Here is a 17048-nt window from a genome sequence, read left to right on the forward strand (position 1 = left end):
CCACCCGGGGCTGGCCCTTTCGTCGTCTCCGGAGACGGTCCTCAGCTCGGATAGACCTCCAGCTCGAAGATCCGGGCCGCCCGGTCGCTGTCACTCGTCGGGTTGAGCACGTTCAGCCGGACATACCGGGCTGTTCGTGGTGACACGGTGTGCGTGGTGACGTCGGCGGTGTTGCCCCGGGCCGAGGCGACCGTGCTCCAGGTGTTGCCGTCGGTGCTGACCTGGAGGTCGAAGTCCCGGGTGTTCCAGGACGCCTTCTCGCCACCCGCTCCGGAGTGCCGCACCACGAACCGCCCCACCTGCCGGTCGGCCTGGAGGTCGACCCGCAGCCACTTGCTGGCGCCGAGCGAGCACCACTTGTCCGAGGTACCGCCGGTCCAGCTTCCGTTGACGGCCTTGGCCGGCGCCTCGACCGCCGCGCACTGGCTGTCGGCACTGGCCGGCCGGTTCAACGCCAGGTTGTTCGCCGGCGGCTGCTGCTCCGGCTCGTACAGCCGGATGTCGGTGAGGCTGGCGCTGCCCTCGTACACGTTGGTGTAGAGGTCGCCGATGACGAACCAGTCCGGGTACGCCGACCCGGCCGGCCACTGGTTCGGCCAGGTGGTGGAGCCGTTGTAGTCGTTCTGCACCAGGTTGCCGTTGAACCGGCCGTCGTACTCGCCGGGCTTGGTGTTGTAGTGCCAGATCGGCGCGTTGCCGACCACGAACGGGCGGTGGAACCGGATGGTCTGCCGACCGGCCCGGGCGAAATTGCCGCTCGCCTCCAACACGTAACCGGTGGCGTCCCGCTCGATCGCGAAGGTGTAGAACTCGTTCGGCATCAGCTCCGGCTGGAGTTCGGCCGCCGACGAGAGCTGCTGCTCGGCGACCCCGCCGGAACAGGTGGTCATGAACCACTGCGAGTTGCCGGCCAGCCCGCCCCGGCCCGGGGTCCAGTTCGGCATCCCGCTGATCCACATGTTCACCGTGTTGAAGCTGCTGTCCCGGTAGTTGTAGTAGGTGTTGGTGCTCGCGTCGCAGACCCGGCCGCCGGTGCCGGCGCCGACCCGGTCCGGGTGCTGGGAGAACGAGTCCATCAGCACCTTCCGGCGGTAGTGCCAGAAGTGGTTGTTCCGGGGTGCCGGGTTGGCGAAGTCGACGATCGACAGGAAGTGGAAGCCGTTGTAGCCGTACGGGCCGCGCCGAACGTCCTGCCACTCGCAGTACGGCACCGAGGCGTCACCGGACCAGCCCGGACTGTCCGAGCCCTCGCCCCACGGGTGCTGGGTCTTACAGCCGGCGGTGCCGTAGCCGTTCTCCCGGCCGCCGTACGAGATGCTGCCGTTGCGCTTGCCGCCGAAGTCGAGCGTCTTCAGCTTGTACTCGATCCGGTAGCGGTCCGGCAGTTGCCGGGTCGGCCGGAGGATCGCCCCGCCGGTGTGGTCCGGCACGGTCAGCCGGGCGACGGATTCGGCGCCGAGCGCCTGGGTGGTGATCGACGGCGGGGCCTCGATGACGCCGTCGTTGTTCCAGTCCCGGGCCGACAGCGAGGCGGTCAGCCAGCCGTCCTGCCCGACCGGGAACTCCTTGCGGTAGGTCGAGAACGAGTTGAACGCGGTCGTCCAGGCCGGCCCGTAGTCGTTCCGGTACCACTGCCCGGCGTCGTCCATGATCGTGTCGAACGGTTGGGCGTGGTTCTCGCGTACCCATGGTGCGTTGGTCCCGCCCAGCGGGGTGCGGAAGTTCTCCTCGTACCGCAGGGTCCAGCCCGGCCGGGTCGGGTCGTCCGCCGCGTGGGCGGTCGTGGTGGTGGTGGTTTCGGCCGGTGCGGCGGTGCCGGCGGCCGGAGACGCGGCCGTGGCCGCGCCCGGGGTCGCCGTGACGACCGCGACCAGGGTCGCGGCGGCCACGGTCCAGACCGACCGGCGGGTTCTGCTGTGCGACTGTCCGTGCATGGGAGGCGCCCTTTCGACGGTGGGTGAGTTCGCCGACCCCGGCCCCGCACCCTCGTGCGGGGTCCGGCCAGACAGTGGACCTCCGATTCCCGTGCTGTCGATGCCGCGTGGCGTCGCCGATCCGCCACCTGGACCGGGCCGGCGTCACCGCCGACCCCCGCGCTCAGAACTCGCCGTCCTTCAGGTACTGCGCCGCGTTCTCCTTGGTGACCCGGGGCGAGTCGACGACGGTGTCCTTCTCGACCGTGCCGCCGCCGAGGATCTCGACCGCCCGGTCCAGGCCCATGCTGCCGATGATGTCGGCGTCGTTCAGGCCGGTGACCAGGTAGTTGGTGCCGTCCAGGATCGCCTTCAGCGCCTCGGCCTGCCCGTCGACCCCGGCGATGACGATCTGCTGGGACTTGCCGGCGTCGGCCACCGCGCGCTGCGCGCCCAGGCACATCGCGTCGTTCTCGCAGAACACCGCCGCCAGGTCGGCGTTGGTGGCGAGCAGGCTCTCCATCACGGTCAGCCCGCCGTCGGAACTCCAGTTGCCGAAGTCCGGCGCCTCGACCAGGACGATCCCGGGCTTGCCCTGCAACGCCGCCTTGACCCCGTTGGTCCGGGCCAGCCCGATGCTGTTGTCCGCCGGGCCGCCCTTGATGATGCCGACCTTGCCGCCCGAGCTGAGCCGCTGGGCCAGGAACTCGCCGTTCTGCCGGCCGATCGCCTCGTTGTCCGGGCCGATCCAGCTCGTGTACTCGCCGGTGGCGAACTTCCGGTCCACCAGTACCACCGGCTTGCCGGCCGCCTTGATCGAGTTGAGTACCGCCGGTGCCGACTCCAGCGGCCCGCCGGAGATGATGATGGCGTCCACGTTCTTGCTGAGCAGGTCCTCGACGTTGGCCGCCAGCTTCGCCGCGTCGCCGTTGGCGTCGGTGCTGACGATCTCGACGTTGCCCTTCTTCGCCGCCTGGGCCGCGATCGCCTTGTCCATGCCGCTGAAGTACGGGCCGCCGAGGGTGAAGTTGGCGACCCCGACCGTGTAGGAGCCGTCGCCGGACCCGTCGCCGTCGTCGTCCGAGCAGGCCGTCAGGCCGGCGGCGAGCACGCCGACGAGTAACAGCCCGGTGAGCCGCTTCGCGTTCATCTGCCGGTTCTCCATCCTGTGGTGGGGGTGTTGCCCGACCGGCCCGGACCCGGGTGCCGGTCGACGGGACGCTTCCGGCGCCGGGACCACTCAGGTCCGGGGCCGGCTCGCACGTTGCACTCCGATGACCACGACGATGACGACGCCCTTGAGTACTTGCTGCCAGAAGCTCTGCACGTCGTAGAGGTTGAGCAGGTTGTTGATCAGCACCAGTACCAGGACGCCGCCGAGGGTGGCCCGGGCCGAGCCCCGGCCGCCGGCCAGGCTCGCCCCGCCGATCACGCAGGCGGCGATGGCGTCCAGCTCGAACGCGACCCCGACGCTGGGCTGGGCGATGCCGACCCGGCTGGCCAGGATCACCCCGGCCAGGCCCGCGCAGGCACCGCTGATCGTGTACGCCAGCACCACGTGCCGGCGTACGTTGATGCCGGCCAGGCGTACGGTCTCGGCGTTGCCGCCGATCGCGATGATCGCCCGCCCGGCCGGAGTACGCCGCAGGAAGACCCCGCCGAGCGTGAAGACGAGCAGCATGATCACGGTGGTCAGCGGGATCGGCCCGAGCATCGCGGAGCCGAGCCAGAAGAAGTCCGGGTGCTCCGGCGCGATCGGCACGTCGGAGTAGACGAAGGCCAGTCCCCGGATCGTGGTCAGCGCGGCCAGGGTGACCACGAACGGCGCCAGCTCGAACCGGGCGACCAGGACGCCGTTGACCAGCCCGAAGGCGATCCCGCTGGCGATGCCGACCGCCATGGCCAGCGGCAGCGGCAGCCCCGAGACGAGCCCTGCCGTGACGATGCCGGCGAACGCCACCACCGAGCCGACCGAGAGGTCGATGCCGCCGGTGAGGATCACCACCAGCATGCCGAAGGCGAGCAGTCCGGTGGTGACCATCTGCTTGAGCAGGTTGGTCAGGTTGGTCTGGGTGAGGAAGGCGTCCGAGGTCAGCGCCGCCACCGCCAGGGCCAGCACCACCAGGGTGAGGAACCCGGTCTCCACCGTCACCGGCCGGCCCGCGACGGTCAACCGGGGCCGCCGGCCGGGCTCGGCGGCCGGATCCGGCTCGACCCTGGTGAGCTGCCCGGTCATCCGGCCCGTCCCGGGGTCGTACCGCACCTCGTCGTGCCATACCTCGTCGTGCCGCACCTCGTCGTGCCGCGCGTCCAGTCGAGGCCCATCCGGTCGTCTCCAATCGGGGTCATCCGGCGCGTCCTATCGAGTGGCCGAGCACCTCGTCCTCGGTGCTGCGGTCGGCGTCGAGTTCGGCGGTGATCCGGCCCTCCCGCATCACCAGCACCCGGTCGGTCGCGCCCAGCACCTCGGTCAGGTCCGACGAGATCAGCAGTACGGCGAGACCCTCGCGGGCGAGGTCGTCGACCATCCGGTAGATGCTCATCCGGGTCGCCATGTCGACGCCCCGGGTCGGCTCGTCCAGGATCAGCACCCGGGGACCGGCGAGCAGCCACTTCGCGAGTACGGCCTTCTGCTGGTTGCCGCCGCTGAGCCGGACTACCGGCATCGTCGCGCAGTGCGCCGGCCGGATGTCGAGCCGGGCGATCAGGTCGTCGACCGCGCGGCGGTGCCGGGGTACGTCGAGCAGCCCGGCCCGGGTGGTCGCGTACAGCGTGGTCAGGCCGATGTTGTCCCGTACCGTCAGCTCCGGGACCAGACCGGTGCGCTTGCGGTCCTCGGTCACCAGCGCCAGCCCGGCGGCGATCGCCTCGGCCGGGCTCCGGAAGGTGGGCCGTCGCCCCTTCCGCACAGTCGAGCCGGGATCGAGGGCGACCCGGACCTCGCCGGTCGCGGCGGGCTCGGCGCCGAAGACGCACCGGGCCAGTTCGCTGCGGCCGGAGCCGACCAGGCCGAACATCCCGACGATCTCGCCGGCCCGGACGGTGAACGAGACGTCGGTGAACTCGCCGGGCCGGGAGAGCCCGCTGACCCGGAGCCGGGGCTCGCCGAACCCGCTCCGCCGGTCCGGATAGATCCGCTCCAGCCGCCGGCCGGCCATCAGCCGGATCAGCTCGTCCTCGCTGGTCCGGGCCGGCTCGGTGGTCGCCACCACCCGGCCGTCCTTGACCACCACGATCGAGCTGGCCAGGTCGAGCACCTCGGCCAGCCGGTGCGACACGTAGATCACCAGCGTCCCGCGGTCGCGCAGCCGGCGGATCAGCCCGAACAGCGAGTCCAGGTCGGTGCCGGCGAGCACCGCCGAGGGCTCGTCGAGCACGAGTACCCGGGGCTCGCTGACCAGCGCCTTGGCGATCTCGACCATCTGCTGCCGGGCCACCGTCAACCGGCCGGCGATGGCCCTCGGCCGCACGGCACCGAACCCGATCTCGGCGAGCAGCTTGCCGGCCCGGGCGTGCGCGGCCGGCCAGTCGATCAGTCCGGTACGCCGCCGGGGGAAGTTGCCCAGCAGCAGGTTCTCGGTCACCGTCAGCTCGGGGACCAGGGTGAGTTCCTGGTAGACGGTACGGATGCCGTGCTCGTGCGCGTCGTGCGGCGAGGTCAGCTCGATCCGCGCGCCGTCGAGCCGCAGTTCGCCGCCGCTCATCGGCAGCGCGCCGGCCAGGATCTTGATCAGCGTGGACTTGCCGGCACCGTTCGCCCCGACGACCGCGACCACCTCGCCCGGCCGGCCGACCAGGTCCACCCCGTGCAGCACGGGTACGCCGCCGAACTCCTTGCGTACGCCGCGCAGCTCCAGGGCGTTGCTCGCCTTCGGTGACCCGGCAGCGACGGTCACCCGAACGCCTCCGTCACCACGACGGTCTTCTGCCGGGTGAGGTCGCGCAGGGTGTCGTGCAGCCCCTCGCGGTAGCCGCCGGTGTCCTTGGTGCCGCCGAACGGCAGGTTCTCGGCGCGCAGCGCGGTCGAGCCGTTGATCACCACTCCGCCGACGTCGAGTTGCCGGGCGATGGTGAACGCCCGGGAGATGTCCCGGGTGAAGACCGCGGCCTGGAGCCCGTACGGCGACTCGTTGGCCATCCGGACGGCGTCGGCCGGATCGGTGAACCGGGCCACCGGGGCGACCGGCCCGAAGATCTCCTCGGCGAACGCGGCGCTCTCGGTCGGCACGTCGACCAGTACGGCCGGGTCGACGAAGGCGCCCCGGCGGGTACCGCCGGTGGCGAGCCGGGCCCCGTCGGCGACCAGCCGGCCGACCGCCGCCTCGACCCGTTCGGCGGCGGACTCGGCGATCAGCGGCCCGACGTCGGTCGACTCCAGCAACTGGTCGCCGACGGAGAGCTTGGCGGTCTGGGCGAGCAGCGCCGAGACGAAGTCGTCGTGCACCGGCTCCTGCACGTAGACCCGCTTGACCGCGCAGCAGATCTGCCCGTTGCCCCGGGCCAGCCGGCCGAGTACCACCGCCCGGGCCGCCGCCTCCACGTCGGCGTCGGCGCAGACGATCAGCGCGTCGTTGCCGCCCAGCTCCAGCAGTACCTTCTTCAGCGTGCCGGCGCCCCGGCGGGCGATCTCCCGGCCCGCCTCGGTGCTGCCGGTCAGGCTGACGGCGGCGACCCCGGGTGACTCGGCCAGCGCCTGTGACACCCGCACGCCGCCGGGGACGAGCCGGTGGGCGTACCGGGGTGCGCCGGCCGCCTCGACCAGCTCGGCGATCCGGGCCAGGGCCAGCGGGCAGCGGGCCGGCGGCTGCACGAGTACGGCGTTGCCGGCGGCCAGCGCGGCGGCGGCCTTGTGCGCGTACAGCTCGACGGGGTAGTTGAACGGGACCAGCGCGGCGACGACGCCGAGCGGCTCACGTACGGTCACCGCCAGGTGCCGTTCCAGCCCCGGTACGGCGTCCAGCGGGGTCTGCCGGCCGAAGATCCTGGTCGCCTCGGCCGCGTACCCACGGAAGATCCGGATCGCCGCCTCGACCTCGCCCCGGGTCTGCGGCAGCGGCTTGCCGTTCTCGGCCGCGAGCAGCCGGGCCAGCTCGGCCCGTTCGCCCTCGACCAGGTCGGCGATCCGGCCGAGCAGCGCGGCCCGTTCGTGTGCGGGCATCGCGGCCATCGCCGCCTGGCCGAGCTGTGCCTGCTCGACCGCCTCGGCCAGCCGCTCCGGGCTGGTGGACTCGACCTCCCCGAGCGGTTCGCCCGTGCCGGGATTGTGGACGGTGATGACCGAGCCCGATGCCGACATGCGCTCCGCTCCAGGAATTCGACGCAGCCTGTGGGGAAGTTTCGTCGGGCAGCCGGAGACTTTTTGTTGCTTGTTCTAAAGTTCCGGCTTCCCGATCGAATGTTCACAGGCGTCGACGGAGTTCGTCAATACGTTGGATCAATTCCGTCCCACCTGACGGACGGCACTCTCCCCCGGCACTCCGCCCCGACGCCAGCTCCGTCTACATCGGAGGTTGGTGGACGCTGGTCGTACCCGCTGCTCAGTCCGTTCCGGGGCGGCCGTAGCCGGGCGTCACGGGCCCGGCCGTCGGGTCGGTGGCGGCCAGCAGCGCGCCGAGCCGTACGACGCCGTCCCTGATCATCTGGCCGTACGGGTCGTCGCCGAGCGCCGGCAGACTCTCCCGGGCCAGGGCCAGGTGCTCCCGGGCCTGGTCCGGCCGGCCGAGCTTGCGATAGTCCTCGGCGAGGTTGAGCTGCAACGACGGCCGGAACGCCGCGACCTGGAGGCTGGTGTCGTGCCGCTGGGCCCGCTCGTCGGTCAGCGTGTCGGCGGCCTCCAACGCCCGCAGGTCCCAGCGGAGTTCCTCGGCCGGGTCCTCCTGGAGGTCGGCCAGGTAGTGCGCCAGGGTGCAGCGGTGGAACGGGTCACCGGCCGGACCGATCCGCCCCCACAACTCGGTCAACCGCTCCCGCGCCGCCCCGGTACGCCCGGCCCGCCCCCACTCGACCGCCTCGGCGATGCCCGCCATCGTCTCGTCGGTGTCCTGCTCCATCGTCCACTCCCCTGCGTCGGCCCGTTCTCCGCCGCCGATGCTGTGGCCTCGACGAGGTCGAGGGTCAAGCGCGGAAGCGGCCCGCGGACGCAACGACGGGTGACCCAGGTCATAGGGCCTACGGCTCACGCCCGCCAGGCGCCGGCCCGTCCTGGGTGGTGATCGGCCGGAGCACCAACCGGCCGACAAGACCCGGACCGGCCGCGAAGGCACGGCCGGCCGGCAGGACGCGGCACCCCGCCGCGACCCCACCGGATGACAGGAAGAAGGCGGAACACGATGGCACCGAACCCGAACGGACCCCGGATCGTCGTCCTGGGCGGCGGCTACACCGGCACGATGGCGGCGATCCGGCTGGCCCGGCGTACCCGCCGCAGCGGTGGCCGGGTCACCCTGGTCAACCCGTCCACGCGGTTCACCGAGCGGCTGCGGATGCACCAGATCGGCACCGGGCAACGGCTGGTCGACCACCAGATCCCGGACCTGCTGCGCGGCACGGGGGTCGAGTTCCGGCCCGGCCGGGCCACCGCGATCGACCGGGAGCGTCGCAAGGTCCGACTGGCGACCGCCGACGGCGACCGGGGCATCGGCTACGACATCCTGGTGTACGCGCTCGGCAGCGTCGCCGACCACGTCACCGTGCCCGGGGCGGACGCGCACGCGTACACCCTGGACAGCCCGGCCACGGCGGCCCGGCTGGCCGCCCGACTCTCCGAACTCGACGGACGTGGCGGCGGAACGGTGGCGGTCTGCGGCGCCGGGCTCACCGGGATCGAGGCGGCGGCGGAGATCGCGGAGAACCGGCCCGGCCTGCGGGTCGTACTCCTGACCCGGGCCACGCCCGGCGCGATGATGGGCGACCGGGCCCGGGCCCGGCTGCACCGCTCGCTGGACCGGCTCGGCATCGAGGTACGCACGGAGGTGGAGGTCGTCCGGGTGCTGCCGGACGCGGTCGAACTGGCCGACGGCGAACTCGTACCGGTCGACGCCTGCCTCTGGACCACGGGTTTCGTGGCCCCGCCGCTGGCGGCCGAGGCCGGCCTGACGGTCGACCCACGAGGGCGGATCGTGGTGGACCCGACCCTGCGCGCGCTCTCCGACCCAGCCGTGTACGCGGTCGGCGACGCCGCCGCGATCCAGGCGCCCTGGGGAACGTTGCACGGCACCTGCCAGAGCGGGATACCCAGCGCGGCGCACGCCGCGGACACCATCGCCCGCCGGCTGCGCGGCCGGGACGGCCGCCCGTTCCGCTTCGGCTACCTGCACCAGCCGGTCAGCCTCGGCCGGCGGGACGCGGTCATCCAGTTCACCCACCCGGACGACACCCCGAACCGCTGGTACCTGGCCGGACGCTGGGCCGCGCTCTACAAGGAGGTGGTGACCAGCAGCCCGACCCCCACCTACCGGCTCTCCCGGTGGCTGACCGTGCCGCTGCGGGCGATCTCCCGGAACGGCTCCGTCCGGGGCGGGACCTCCCGGGCCACCACCGGGTCCACCGGCCTGGGCCGGGCAGGTGGCGACGGCCTCTCGCGGTCAGCATGACCGGAAGGCGCGCGGCCCGGTCAGGGTGACCGGAGGTCGCGCAGCCCGGTCAGCTTCTCCGGGTTGCTCACCAGGTGGATGGCGCTGATCGTGCCGTCCAGCAGGTGCAGGCTGACCGCCGCGACGGGGATCCCGGCGGAGCTGACCACGATGCCGGGGGCACCGTTGAACCGGACGACGTCGATCGCCGGATCCGCCGGCAGCCGTCCGGCGAAGGTCAGCATCGCCCGGGCCACCAACTCCAGGCCGACGATCGCCTTGCGCGGCGCCGGCGCCAGGCCGCCACCGTCGCTGATCAGCACCACCTCCGGGGCAAGCACCGCCAGCAGCCCGCCGAGGTCCCCGCCGGCACAGGCCGCCAGGAAGCGCTCGGTCACCAGCGCCTGGGTGGCGGCGTCGGTGTCGTACCGGACGTGCTGCCGGTCGACGTGCTCGCGGGCCCGGCGGGCGGTCTGCCGTACCGCCGGCTCGGAGCGGCCGACGAACCCGGCGATCTCGGCGTACGAGTAGTCGAACGCCTCGCGGAGCACGAAGACCGCCCGCTCCAGCGGGGAGAGGGCTTCGAGTACCAGCAGCATCGCGGTGGAGACCGCGTCGTCCCTGGCCACCGTCTCGGCGACGTCCGGGCCGGTCAGCATCGGTTCGGGCAGCCACGGCCCGACGTACGACTCGCGGCGGGCGTGTGCGCTGCGCAACCGGTCGATCGCCAGCCGGGTGGTGACGCGCACCAGGTACGCCTCGGGGTCGGCGACCTCGGCGACAGGTACCCGGCTCCACCGCAGCCAGGTCTCCTGGACGACGTCCTCGGCATCGGCAACCCGCCCCAGCACCCGGTACGCGACCGCGTGCAGCCGGCCCCGCTGCGCCGTGAAGACCGACAACGGATCAGCGCCGCCGTGCCCGTCGACCTCGCCCGGCCCCGACCCGTCGACCTCGCCCGGCTCCGGCCGGTCGGCTCGCCCCGGCCCGTCGGCCGTTGCCGCGTCGGGCATCCGATCCACTCCGTCCCGCCGGCCGGGTGCCGGTCCGGCTCGGCCGGGTACGCCCCCGCCTACCACAACCCGATCGACACCCTGCCCGAGGCCGTGACACCACCGGACGGGGTCGAGCGCGGCCGGCATTCCGCGCCCGACTCGTCCCGCCACGATATCCCGGCCACCGATGCCGGCTGACCGCCCCCGGCGGGCGCCTAGGTGCCACCCGGCAGACGTCCGGCTGCCCACCGGCCGGACGGTCCGCCGGCCGGACGCTCCCCGGCCGGGTCGGCGTCGGCGGTCGTGGCCACCGGAAGGAACAGCAGGAAGGCCAGGGCGAGCAGGACGTAACAGTTCGATCCGACGAACCCGACGACGCCGCTGTGGTCCCTGGACCACAGCCAGACGACGCTGCCGCAGAGCAGCAGGTAGGCGCCGATCCACCAGCCCCACATCCGGCGGCTGGTGCCGAGCGGGGAGTCCGGAGCGTACCGCGGTGCTCCGGACGCCGGGGCGCCGAGGTGGGACAGCTCCGGATCCTCGTCGATGGCCCGGTCGGCCGGCCGGCGAAGCAGCGCGGAGTCGGCGAGGACCCGGTCGGCCGGCCGGCGGAGCAGCGCGGAGTCGGCGAGGACCACCAGCGCGGGCACCAGCCACACCAGATGGTGTACCCAGGTGACCGGGCTGACCAGGCACCCGGCCACCCCGGTCAGGGCGAAACCGGCCCGGTCGTTCCCACGCAGGGCCGCCTGGCGGGCCCGGTGCGCCCAGACCACCACGACCACCGCGACCAGCACGATCCAGACGAGCCGGTCCGGATGCTCCGGATTCCACCGCGCCACCAACCCCAGCAGCGACTGGTTGGAGACGTAGTCCAACGCCCCGACCCGGCCGGTGTCCCAGACCGCCCGCCCGAAGTACTCCCGGCTGGCCTCCGGGGCCACCAGCCAGGTCAGCAGGGTCGCCGCCGCCGCGGTCGCCGTCGCCGTGCCCGCCGCCCGCCAGCGGCGGGTGACCACCAGGTAGCCGATGAAGATCGCCGGGGTGAGTTTGATGGCCGCCGCGATGCCGGTGCCGACCCCGGCGAGCCGGTGACCGCGGTCGAGCAACCAGAGGTCGGCGTAGACCAGCGCGAGCAACACCAGGTTGACCTGGCCGAAGCTGACCGTGTCGCGTACCGGGCCGAGCATCGCGAACAGGCACGCGGCGAGCGCGAAGCCGAACCCCCGCTGCCAGCCCTCCCGCCGGACGATCGGGTCGACCAGCAGCCACAGCACCAGGGCGGCGGCCAGCCCGGTGACGGCGAGGTTGACCGCGATCGTCGGGTACCAGTCCAGCCACGCCATCGGCAGCATGCAGAGCGCCGCGAACGGCGGGTAGGTGAACCCGTAGTCGGTGCCGGGCCGGACGTAGTCGTAGAGCTGGCCACGATCGTGCAGCCAGTGGTTGACGGCACCGTGGTAGACGCCGACGTCGAACCAGCCCCGGTGCCCGGGCAGCAGCGCGATCGCGACCGCGATCACCCCGGCCAGCCCGAGGATCAGGCTCACCCGGGCGTACGTCCCGGACGGTCTGGTGGTCATCGGGACGTTCCCTCCAGTGCCCGGCTGTTCCAGGTCGGACCGGCCAGTGCCGTCGACAGCGCGCTCGTGCCCAACCGGAAACACCCGATCGCGACGATGCCGAGCAGCACCCCGCCGGTGGCGAGGAGGAGCTGCGCCGAATCCGGCCCGAACCCGCTGGGCAGGGTCAGGAAGGCCACCGCCGCGGCGGTCAGGGAGGCCAGTCGGCGTACCGGTGACTCGGGTGCGGCGGCGGCGATCAGGACCAGGCCCCACAGCAGGTACCAGGGCCGGGTGGCCGGGCCGAGTACCGCCACCGCCGCCAGGACCAGGCCCAGCGCGTACGTCGGGCCGAGCCGGTGCCGGTGCCACCAGACGACGGCCGTACCGCCGAGGGCGGCGAGCAGACCGACCCAGGTCCAGAACTGCATCGGGGCGGCGCCGAGGTCGAACCCGGCCGCCTGGCCGAGCCGGTCCGACGCCCGCCCGAGGGCGCTGGAGACCGACCAACTGTGCTTGTAGATCGGGGTACGGAGCGCGGCGATCCACCCGTAGCCGAGCCCGGTGACGAGGCTGACCGCCACCGCCGTCAGCAGCGCCAGCCCGGCGGCACGCAACGTCGCGGCCCGGATCCCGTGGTGCGGCCGGGCCAGCGCCACCACCACCAGCAGCCCCGCCACCGCCGGCGCCTTGACCAGCGCGGCCAGGGTCACCACGACCGTGGCCAGCGCGAAGTGGCGCTCGAACCCGAGGCAGAGCCCGGCCACCAGCAGCCCGAGCATCACCGCCTCGTTGTGCGCCCCGGCGACCAGGTGCAGCGGCACCAACGGGTTGAGCACGCCCAGCCAGACCGCCGCGCCCGGCTCGACCCCGCTGTGCCGGGCCAGTCGGGGCAGCAGTACCGCCAGCAGGCCGACGCCGAGCAGGGCCAGCAGGCGCAGCCCGATCACCCCGGCCGCCACCTTCGTACCGGCCGCACCGGCGACCAGTGCGGAGAGCCCGAGGAAGACCGGCCCGTACGGTGCCGGCGTGTGCTGCCACATCTCCGGCACCTCGGCGGCGAGCCGGCCGCCGAGCTGTGACACCCCGTCTTCGTAGACGTCGGCGCCGGCGAGCACCATCGCGCCCTGGGCGAGATAGCTGTAGACGTCCCGGCTGAACAGGGGTGGGCAGAGCAGCAGCGGGCCGGACCAGAGTGCCAGGGTGGCCACCAGGCTGCGGACCTCGGCACCGTCCGGCCGCCGGATCTCGCGTCCCGCCCACCACCAGGCGGCCACCAGCATGGTGAGCCCGAGATATCCGCAGAGCAGGGCCGGTCCCGGATGGTGTCGCCAGTCGGTCAGCCACAGCTCCGCCCCGGTCTGGTCGACCGGAAGTGCCCCGGCGGCCAGTCCGGAGCAGGCCAGAATCGTCGTCCCGGCGGTGCCCAGGATGCGGTAGCCGATCACTGCGGGCAGTCTCAGCACCCCGGAAGGATTCCTGTGTCATATGGCCGCAAAACGACGGTTCGATGATGAACCGGTGGCGGCACGGTGCACGCGGACCCGGGCCACTGGTCAGAGGCTTCCGGCTCACCCGCCGGGTCGGGCGCGTCCGGGTCGGGGAAGCACGCCGGGCGTCCGGCCACCGGGCTACCGCATCCGTGGTACGCGGCCGGGTGCCTGGCTACGTACAGTGGCCAAATGAGGGGCGGGGCCGTGGCCGGGGTGGCGTTCGGCGGTGGCCGGGGACGGCGCTGGGCGGTGGACGCCGGGATCGCGGCGGCGGCCGGCGCGGTGACCGCGTACCGGATCGCGGTCGTGGCGGTGCAGCCGGGCGACCGGGCGCCGGACCTCTGGGCGTACGGCCTCGGCGCGGCGATGGCGGCGGCCCTGCTCGCCCGGCGGCGCTGGCCGGCCGCGGTGCTGGCGGTGATCGGCGGGCTGTTCCTGCTCTACCACGTATCGCGGTATCCCGGCGGCGCACCGGCCGCCCCGGTCTGGGTCGCGCTCTACTCGGTCGCGGTGGCCCCGCGCCGCCGGCTCGGCCTGGCGCTGGCCGCGCTCTTCGTGCTGCTGGACGCGCAGGGCCGGATCACGGTGGCCGGGGTGGGGCCGCTGGACGCGACGCTGGACGGCTCGACCGTGGTGTTCGTGGCCGCGCTGCTGCTCGGCGAGACGGTACGGAGCCGACGGATCCGGCTCGCCCTGCTCACCGCCGAACGGGACCGTACGGCACAACAGCGGGTGGTCGAGGAGCGGATCCGGATCGCCCGGGAGCTGCACGACGTCACCGCGCACACCCTGGCGGTGGTCGGTGTGCAGGCCGGAGTGGCCGCCGACGTACTCGACGACGACCCGGAGCAGGCCCGGGCGGCGTTGGAGGCGGTCCGGCACGCCAGCCGGGAGGCGCTGACCGAACTGCGGGCGGCGGTCGGGGTACTCCGGGACGGCACCCGCGCGGGCGGCCCGGAACCGCCGGTGCCCGGCCTGGACCGGCTGCCCACGCTGGCCGAGACGACCGGCGCGGTACTGCGGCAGGACGGTACGCCGCGCCCGCTGCCCCGGGCGGTGGAGGCGACCGCGTACCGGATCGTGCAGGAGGCGGTGGCGAACGCGATCCGGCACGCCGAGGCCGACCGGATCGAGGTACGGCTCGGCTACCGCCCCGACGGGCTCGTCCTGACCGTCTCCGACGACGGCCGGGGCGCCGCCGGGCCGCCCGGCAACGGCCTGCGCGGGATGGCGGAACGGGCCGCCGGGCTGGGCGGCTGGCTGCGCACCGGTCCGGCCGACGGTGGCGGTGGTTTCCAGGTACGGGGGTGGCTGCCGGGATGACGACGATCCGGGTGTTGCTGGCGGACGACCAGACGCTGGTCCGGGCCGGCTTCCGGGTGCTGCTGGAACGGGCACCGGAGATCGAGGTGGTCGCCGAGGCCACAAACGGCGACGAGGCGATCGCACTGACCCGGGCGCACCGGCCGGACGTCGTACTGATGGACATCCGGATGCCGGGCACCGACGGGCTGACCGCGACCCGGCGGATCCTCGCCGACGACCGGCTGCCCGGGGTCCGGGTCGTCGTGCTGACCACCTTCGAACTCGACGAGTACGTCTACGCGGCACTGCACGCCGGGGCGAGCGGCTTCCTGCTGAAGAACCTGGAGCCGGACGAGCTGCGCCGGGCGGTCCGGGTGGTGGCGGCCGGCGACGCGCTGCTGGCCCCGGAGGTGACCCGCCGGCTGATCGCCGCCTACGCGCACGGCCCGGAGGTACCCGGCCTGCACACGCTGACCGCCCGGGAACGCGAGGTGGTGACGCTGGTCGCGGACGGGCTCTCCAACGCGGAGGTGGGTGTCCGGCTCGGGATGAGCGCGGCGACCGCGAAGACGCACGCGAATCGGGCGATGACCAAGCTCGGTGCCCGGGACCGGGCCCAGCTCGTGGTCTTCGCCTACCGCGGCGGGCTCGCCGGGCTACGACGACCGCGGTAGCCCGGCGGTGCCGTCGGGCGGATCCGGCGGCGGCCGTCCGTTCGTAGCGTTCTCGGCATGTTTCTACTGCTGGGACCGTTGCTGAACTTCGCCTCCGGCTTCTTCTGGGAGCCCGACTCGCAGGGCATCACCGCCGGTACGCTCGGCGCGCTCTCCTGCGCCTGCTGGCTCGTCGGCCTGCTCGGCCTCTACGACCGGCTCCGCGCCGCCGCGCCCCGCTACGTGGCGGTGGCGGTGCCGCTGACCGTCTTCGCGGCCGTCGGCGGGGTGGCGTTCGGGGTACAGAGCATCCACGAGGGGCTCTTCGGCGCCTCGCACGCCACCACCATCGAACTGCTCGACCAGCATCCGTTCGCCGCCTGGTCGCTCTACTGGGCCGCCGGTCCGCTCTTTCCGCTCGTCCTGTTCGGACTGGGCGCGGCGCTGCTCCGGCTGCGCGCCGCACCGGTGCCGGTCGGCGTACTGGTCTGCCTGGGTGCGCTGGCGTTTCCGCTCAGCCGGATCACCCGGGAGCCGACGATCGCGCACCTGGCCGACCTGCTCCTGCTGCTGCCCTTCCTCTACCTCGGAGTACGCGCGCTCACCGACCGCACCGGCTCCGTCGCCCGGACCGCCGGAGCCGACACCGGCCGCCCCGGAGAGCCCGTGGCAGGCCGCTGACAGGAGGTAGGACCGACTGCCGCCGCCCCTGCCGAGGCGGCGGCTGCGGTCGGCGCCTCGGCGGTGGAGCCGGCCACGGCACGGGATGACGGGCGGCGAGCCGCCGGTGACGCCATCCGGACGTGTCGCTGGCCGGGACGGCCGGTGCCATGGCCGGCCGCCGGACGAGACCGCCGGCCGGGGCTGACCGTTCGGACGCGGGAGGTCCCGGCCAGCCGAGCCGGGCCGGCGTGGACCATCCGGCGACCGCGTCGCCTCAGCCAGCGGCCTGACCTGCGGACAGCTCGGTCAGTAGCTTCTCGACCCGGGTACGGATCTCGTCGCGGATCGGCCGGACCGCATCGACGCCCTGACCGGCGGGGTCGTCGAGTTGCCAGTCCTCGTAGCGCTTGCCGGGGAAGACGGGGCAGGTGTCGCCGCAGCCCATGGTGACGATCACGTCGGAGGACTCGGCCGTCTCCCATTCCAGGAGTTTCGGGGTCTGGTCGGTGATGTCGATGCCGACCTCGCGCATCGCCTCGACGGCGGCGGGGTTGACCTGGTCGGCGGGTGCGGAGCCGGCGGACCTCACCTCGACGGTGTCGCCGGCGAGATGGCGGAGCCAGCCGGCGGCCATCTGGGAGCGGCCGGCGTTGTGTACGCAGACGAACAGGACGCTGGGCCTGTCGGGCATGGTCGGTTCCTTCGAGGTCAGGTGGCGCGGCCGGCGCGTGGCGGGCACGTCGATGGTTGCGGTCGGCTCGGGCGGGGCGGCGCCCCGACGTGCGGGCATCCCGGGTAGCTGCCGGTCGAGCCGGGCGGTACGGAAACGGGGCTGGTAGGGCTCGTTGACGTGGCCGTCGATCGGTCCGTTGGGTGTACCGCCCGACACGGTC

General features: G+C 73.3%; 14 protein-coding genes. 4 read left to right on the forward strand and 10 right to left on the reverse strand.

The features are described from left to right. Window positions 1-41: 41 nt before the first annotated feature. The 6 genes from Pma05_RS25755 to Pma05_RS25780 all read right to left on the reverse strand — a co-directional run bounded on the left by Pma05_RS25755 (window position 42) and on the right by Pma05_RS25780 (window position 7963). On the reverse strand, window positions 42-1934 hold the full coding sequence (locus Pma05_RS25755) for a discoidin domain-containing protein (RefSeq protein WP_203860063.1): 1893 nt from the start codon (window positions 1932-1934) through the stop codon (window positions 42-44). 163 nt (window positions 1935-2097) lie between these two features. After that, window positions 2098-3063, reverse strand: a complete 966-nt coding sequence (locus tag Pma05_RS25760; protein WP_203860064.1) for a substrate-binding domain-containing protein — start codon at window positions 3061-3063, stop codon at window positions 2098-2100. A 90-nt stretch (window positions 3064-3153) separates the two neighbouring features. Beyond that, window positions 3154-4206 (reverse strand): ABC transporter permease, encoded by a 1053-nt coding sequence (locus tag Pma05_RS25765; protein ID WP_203860065.1) that lies wholly within the window; start codon window positions 4204-4206, stop codon window positions 3154-3156. Window positions 4207-4258: 52 nt separating this feature from the next. Continuing rightward, a complete protein-coding gene (locus tag Pma05_RS25770) occupies window positions 4259-5809 on the reverse strand; it encodes a sugar ABC transporter ATP-binding protein (RefSeq protein WP_239313064.1) in 1551 nt (516 codons plus the stop codon). Then, the gene (locus Pma05_RS25775) at window positions 5806-7209 is read right to left on the reverse strand and encodes an aldehyde dehydrogenase family protein (protein ID WP_203860066.1); all 1404 of its coding nucleotides are present in this window, start codon (window positions 7207-7209) and stop codon (window positions 5806-5808) included. Before Pma05_RS25775 ends, Pma05_RS25770 begins: the two co-directional genes overlap by 4 nt. A gap of 241 nt (window positions 7210-7450) precedes the next feature. After that, on the reverse strand, window positions 7451-7963 hold the full coding sequence (locus Pma05_RS25780; protein ID WP_203860067.1) for a hypothetical protein: 513 nt from the start codon (window positions 7961-7963) through the stop codon (window positions 7451-7453). A 279-nt stretch (window positions 7964-8242) separates the two neighbouring features. On the opposite strand from Pma05_RS25780, the gene Pma05_RS25785 reads away from it, so the two are divergent. Then, the gene (locus Pma05_RS25785) at window positions 8243-9505 is read left to right on the forward strand and encodes an NAD(P)/FAD-dependent oxidoreductase (protein WP_203860068.1); all 1263 of its coding nucleotides are present in this window, start codon (window positions 8243-8245) and stop codon (window positions 9503-9505) included. Window positions 9506-9525: 20 nt separating this feature from the next. Here Pma05_RS25785 and Pma05_RS25790 read toward each other — a convergent pair whose 3' ends face one another. The 3 genes from Pma05_RS25790 to mptB all read right to left on the reverse strand — a co-directional run bounded on the left by Pma05_RS25790 (window position 9526) and on the right by mptB (window position 13507). Beyond that, window positions 9526-10497 (reverse strand): RNA polymerase sigma-70 factor, encoded by a 972-nt coding sequence (locus Pma05_RS25790; protein WP_203860069.1) that lies wholly within the window; start codon window positions 10495-10497, stop codon window positions 9526-9528. A gap of 197 nt (window positions 10498-10694) precedes the next feature. Further along, complete coding sequence (locus tag Pma05_RS25795) at window positions 10695-12062, reverse strand: glycosyltransferase 87 family protein (protein WP_203860070.1); 1368 nt, start codon at window positions 12060-12062, stop codon at window positions 10695-10697. After that, window positions 12059-13507, reverse strand: coding sequence for a polyprenol phosphomannose-dependent alpha 1,6 mannosyltransferase MptB (mptB, locus tag Pma05_RS25800; RefSeq protein ID WP_203860071.1), 1449 nt, complete (start codon window positions 13505-13507; stop codon window positions 12059-12061). The genes Pma05_RS25795 and mptB overlap by 4 nt, the downstream gene beginning before the upstream one ends. A 216-nt stretch (window positions 13508-13723) precedes the next feature. Between mptB and Pma05_RS25805 the strand changes: the two genes are divergently transcribed. From Pma05_RS25805 to Pma05_RS25815, 3 genes are read left to right on the forward strand one after another with little or no spacing between them, the layout of a single operon-like run. Continuing rightward, window positions 13724-14857: a sensor histidine kinase gene (locus tag Pma05_RS25805; protein ID WP_203860072.1), complete on the forward strand. Its 1134-nt coding sequence runs from the start codon at window positions 13724-13726 to the stop codon at window positions 14855-14857. Continuing rightward, window positions 14854-15513, forward strand: a complete 660-nt coding sequence (locus Pma05_RS25810; RefSeq protein ID WP_203860073.1) for a response regulator transcription factor — start codon at window positions 14854-14856, stop codon at window positions 15511-15513. The genes Pma05_RS25805 and Pma05_RS25810 overlap by 4 nt, the downstream gene beginning before the upstream one ends. Window positions 15514-15570: 57 nt before the next feature. Next, window positions 15571-16173, forward strand: a complete 603-nt coding sequence (locus tag Pma05_RS25815) for a hypothetical protein (RefSeq protein ID WP_203860074.1) — start codon at window positions 15571-15573, stop codon at window positions 16171-16173. A 256-nt stretch (window positions 16174-16429) separates the two neighbouring features. Here Pma05_RS25815 and Pma05_RS25820 read toward each other — a convergent pair whose 3' ends face one another. After that, the gene (locus Pma05_RS25820; protein ID WP_203860280.1) at window positions 16430-16846 is read right to left on the reverse strand and encodes an arsenate reductase ArsC; all 417 of its coding nucleotides are present in this window, start codon (window positions 16844-16846) and stop codon (window positions 16430-16432) included. Between the last annotated feature and the right edge of the window lie 202 nt (window positions 16847-17048).

Origin of the sequence: Plantactinospora mayteni (assembly GCF_016862935.1) — a bacterium.
Lineage (GTDB): Bacteria > Actinomycetota > Actinomycetes > Mycobacteriales > Micromonosporaceae > Plantactinospora > Plantactinospora mayteni.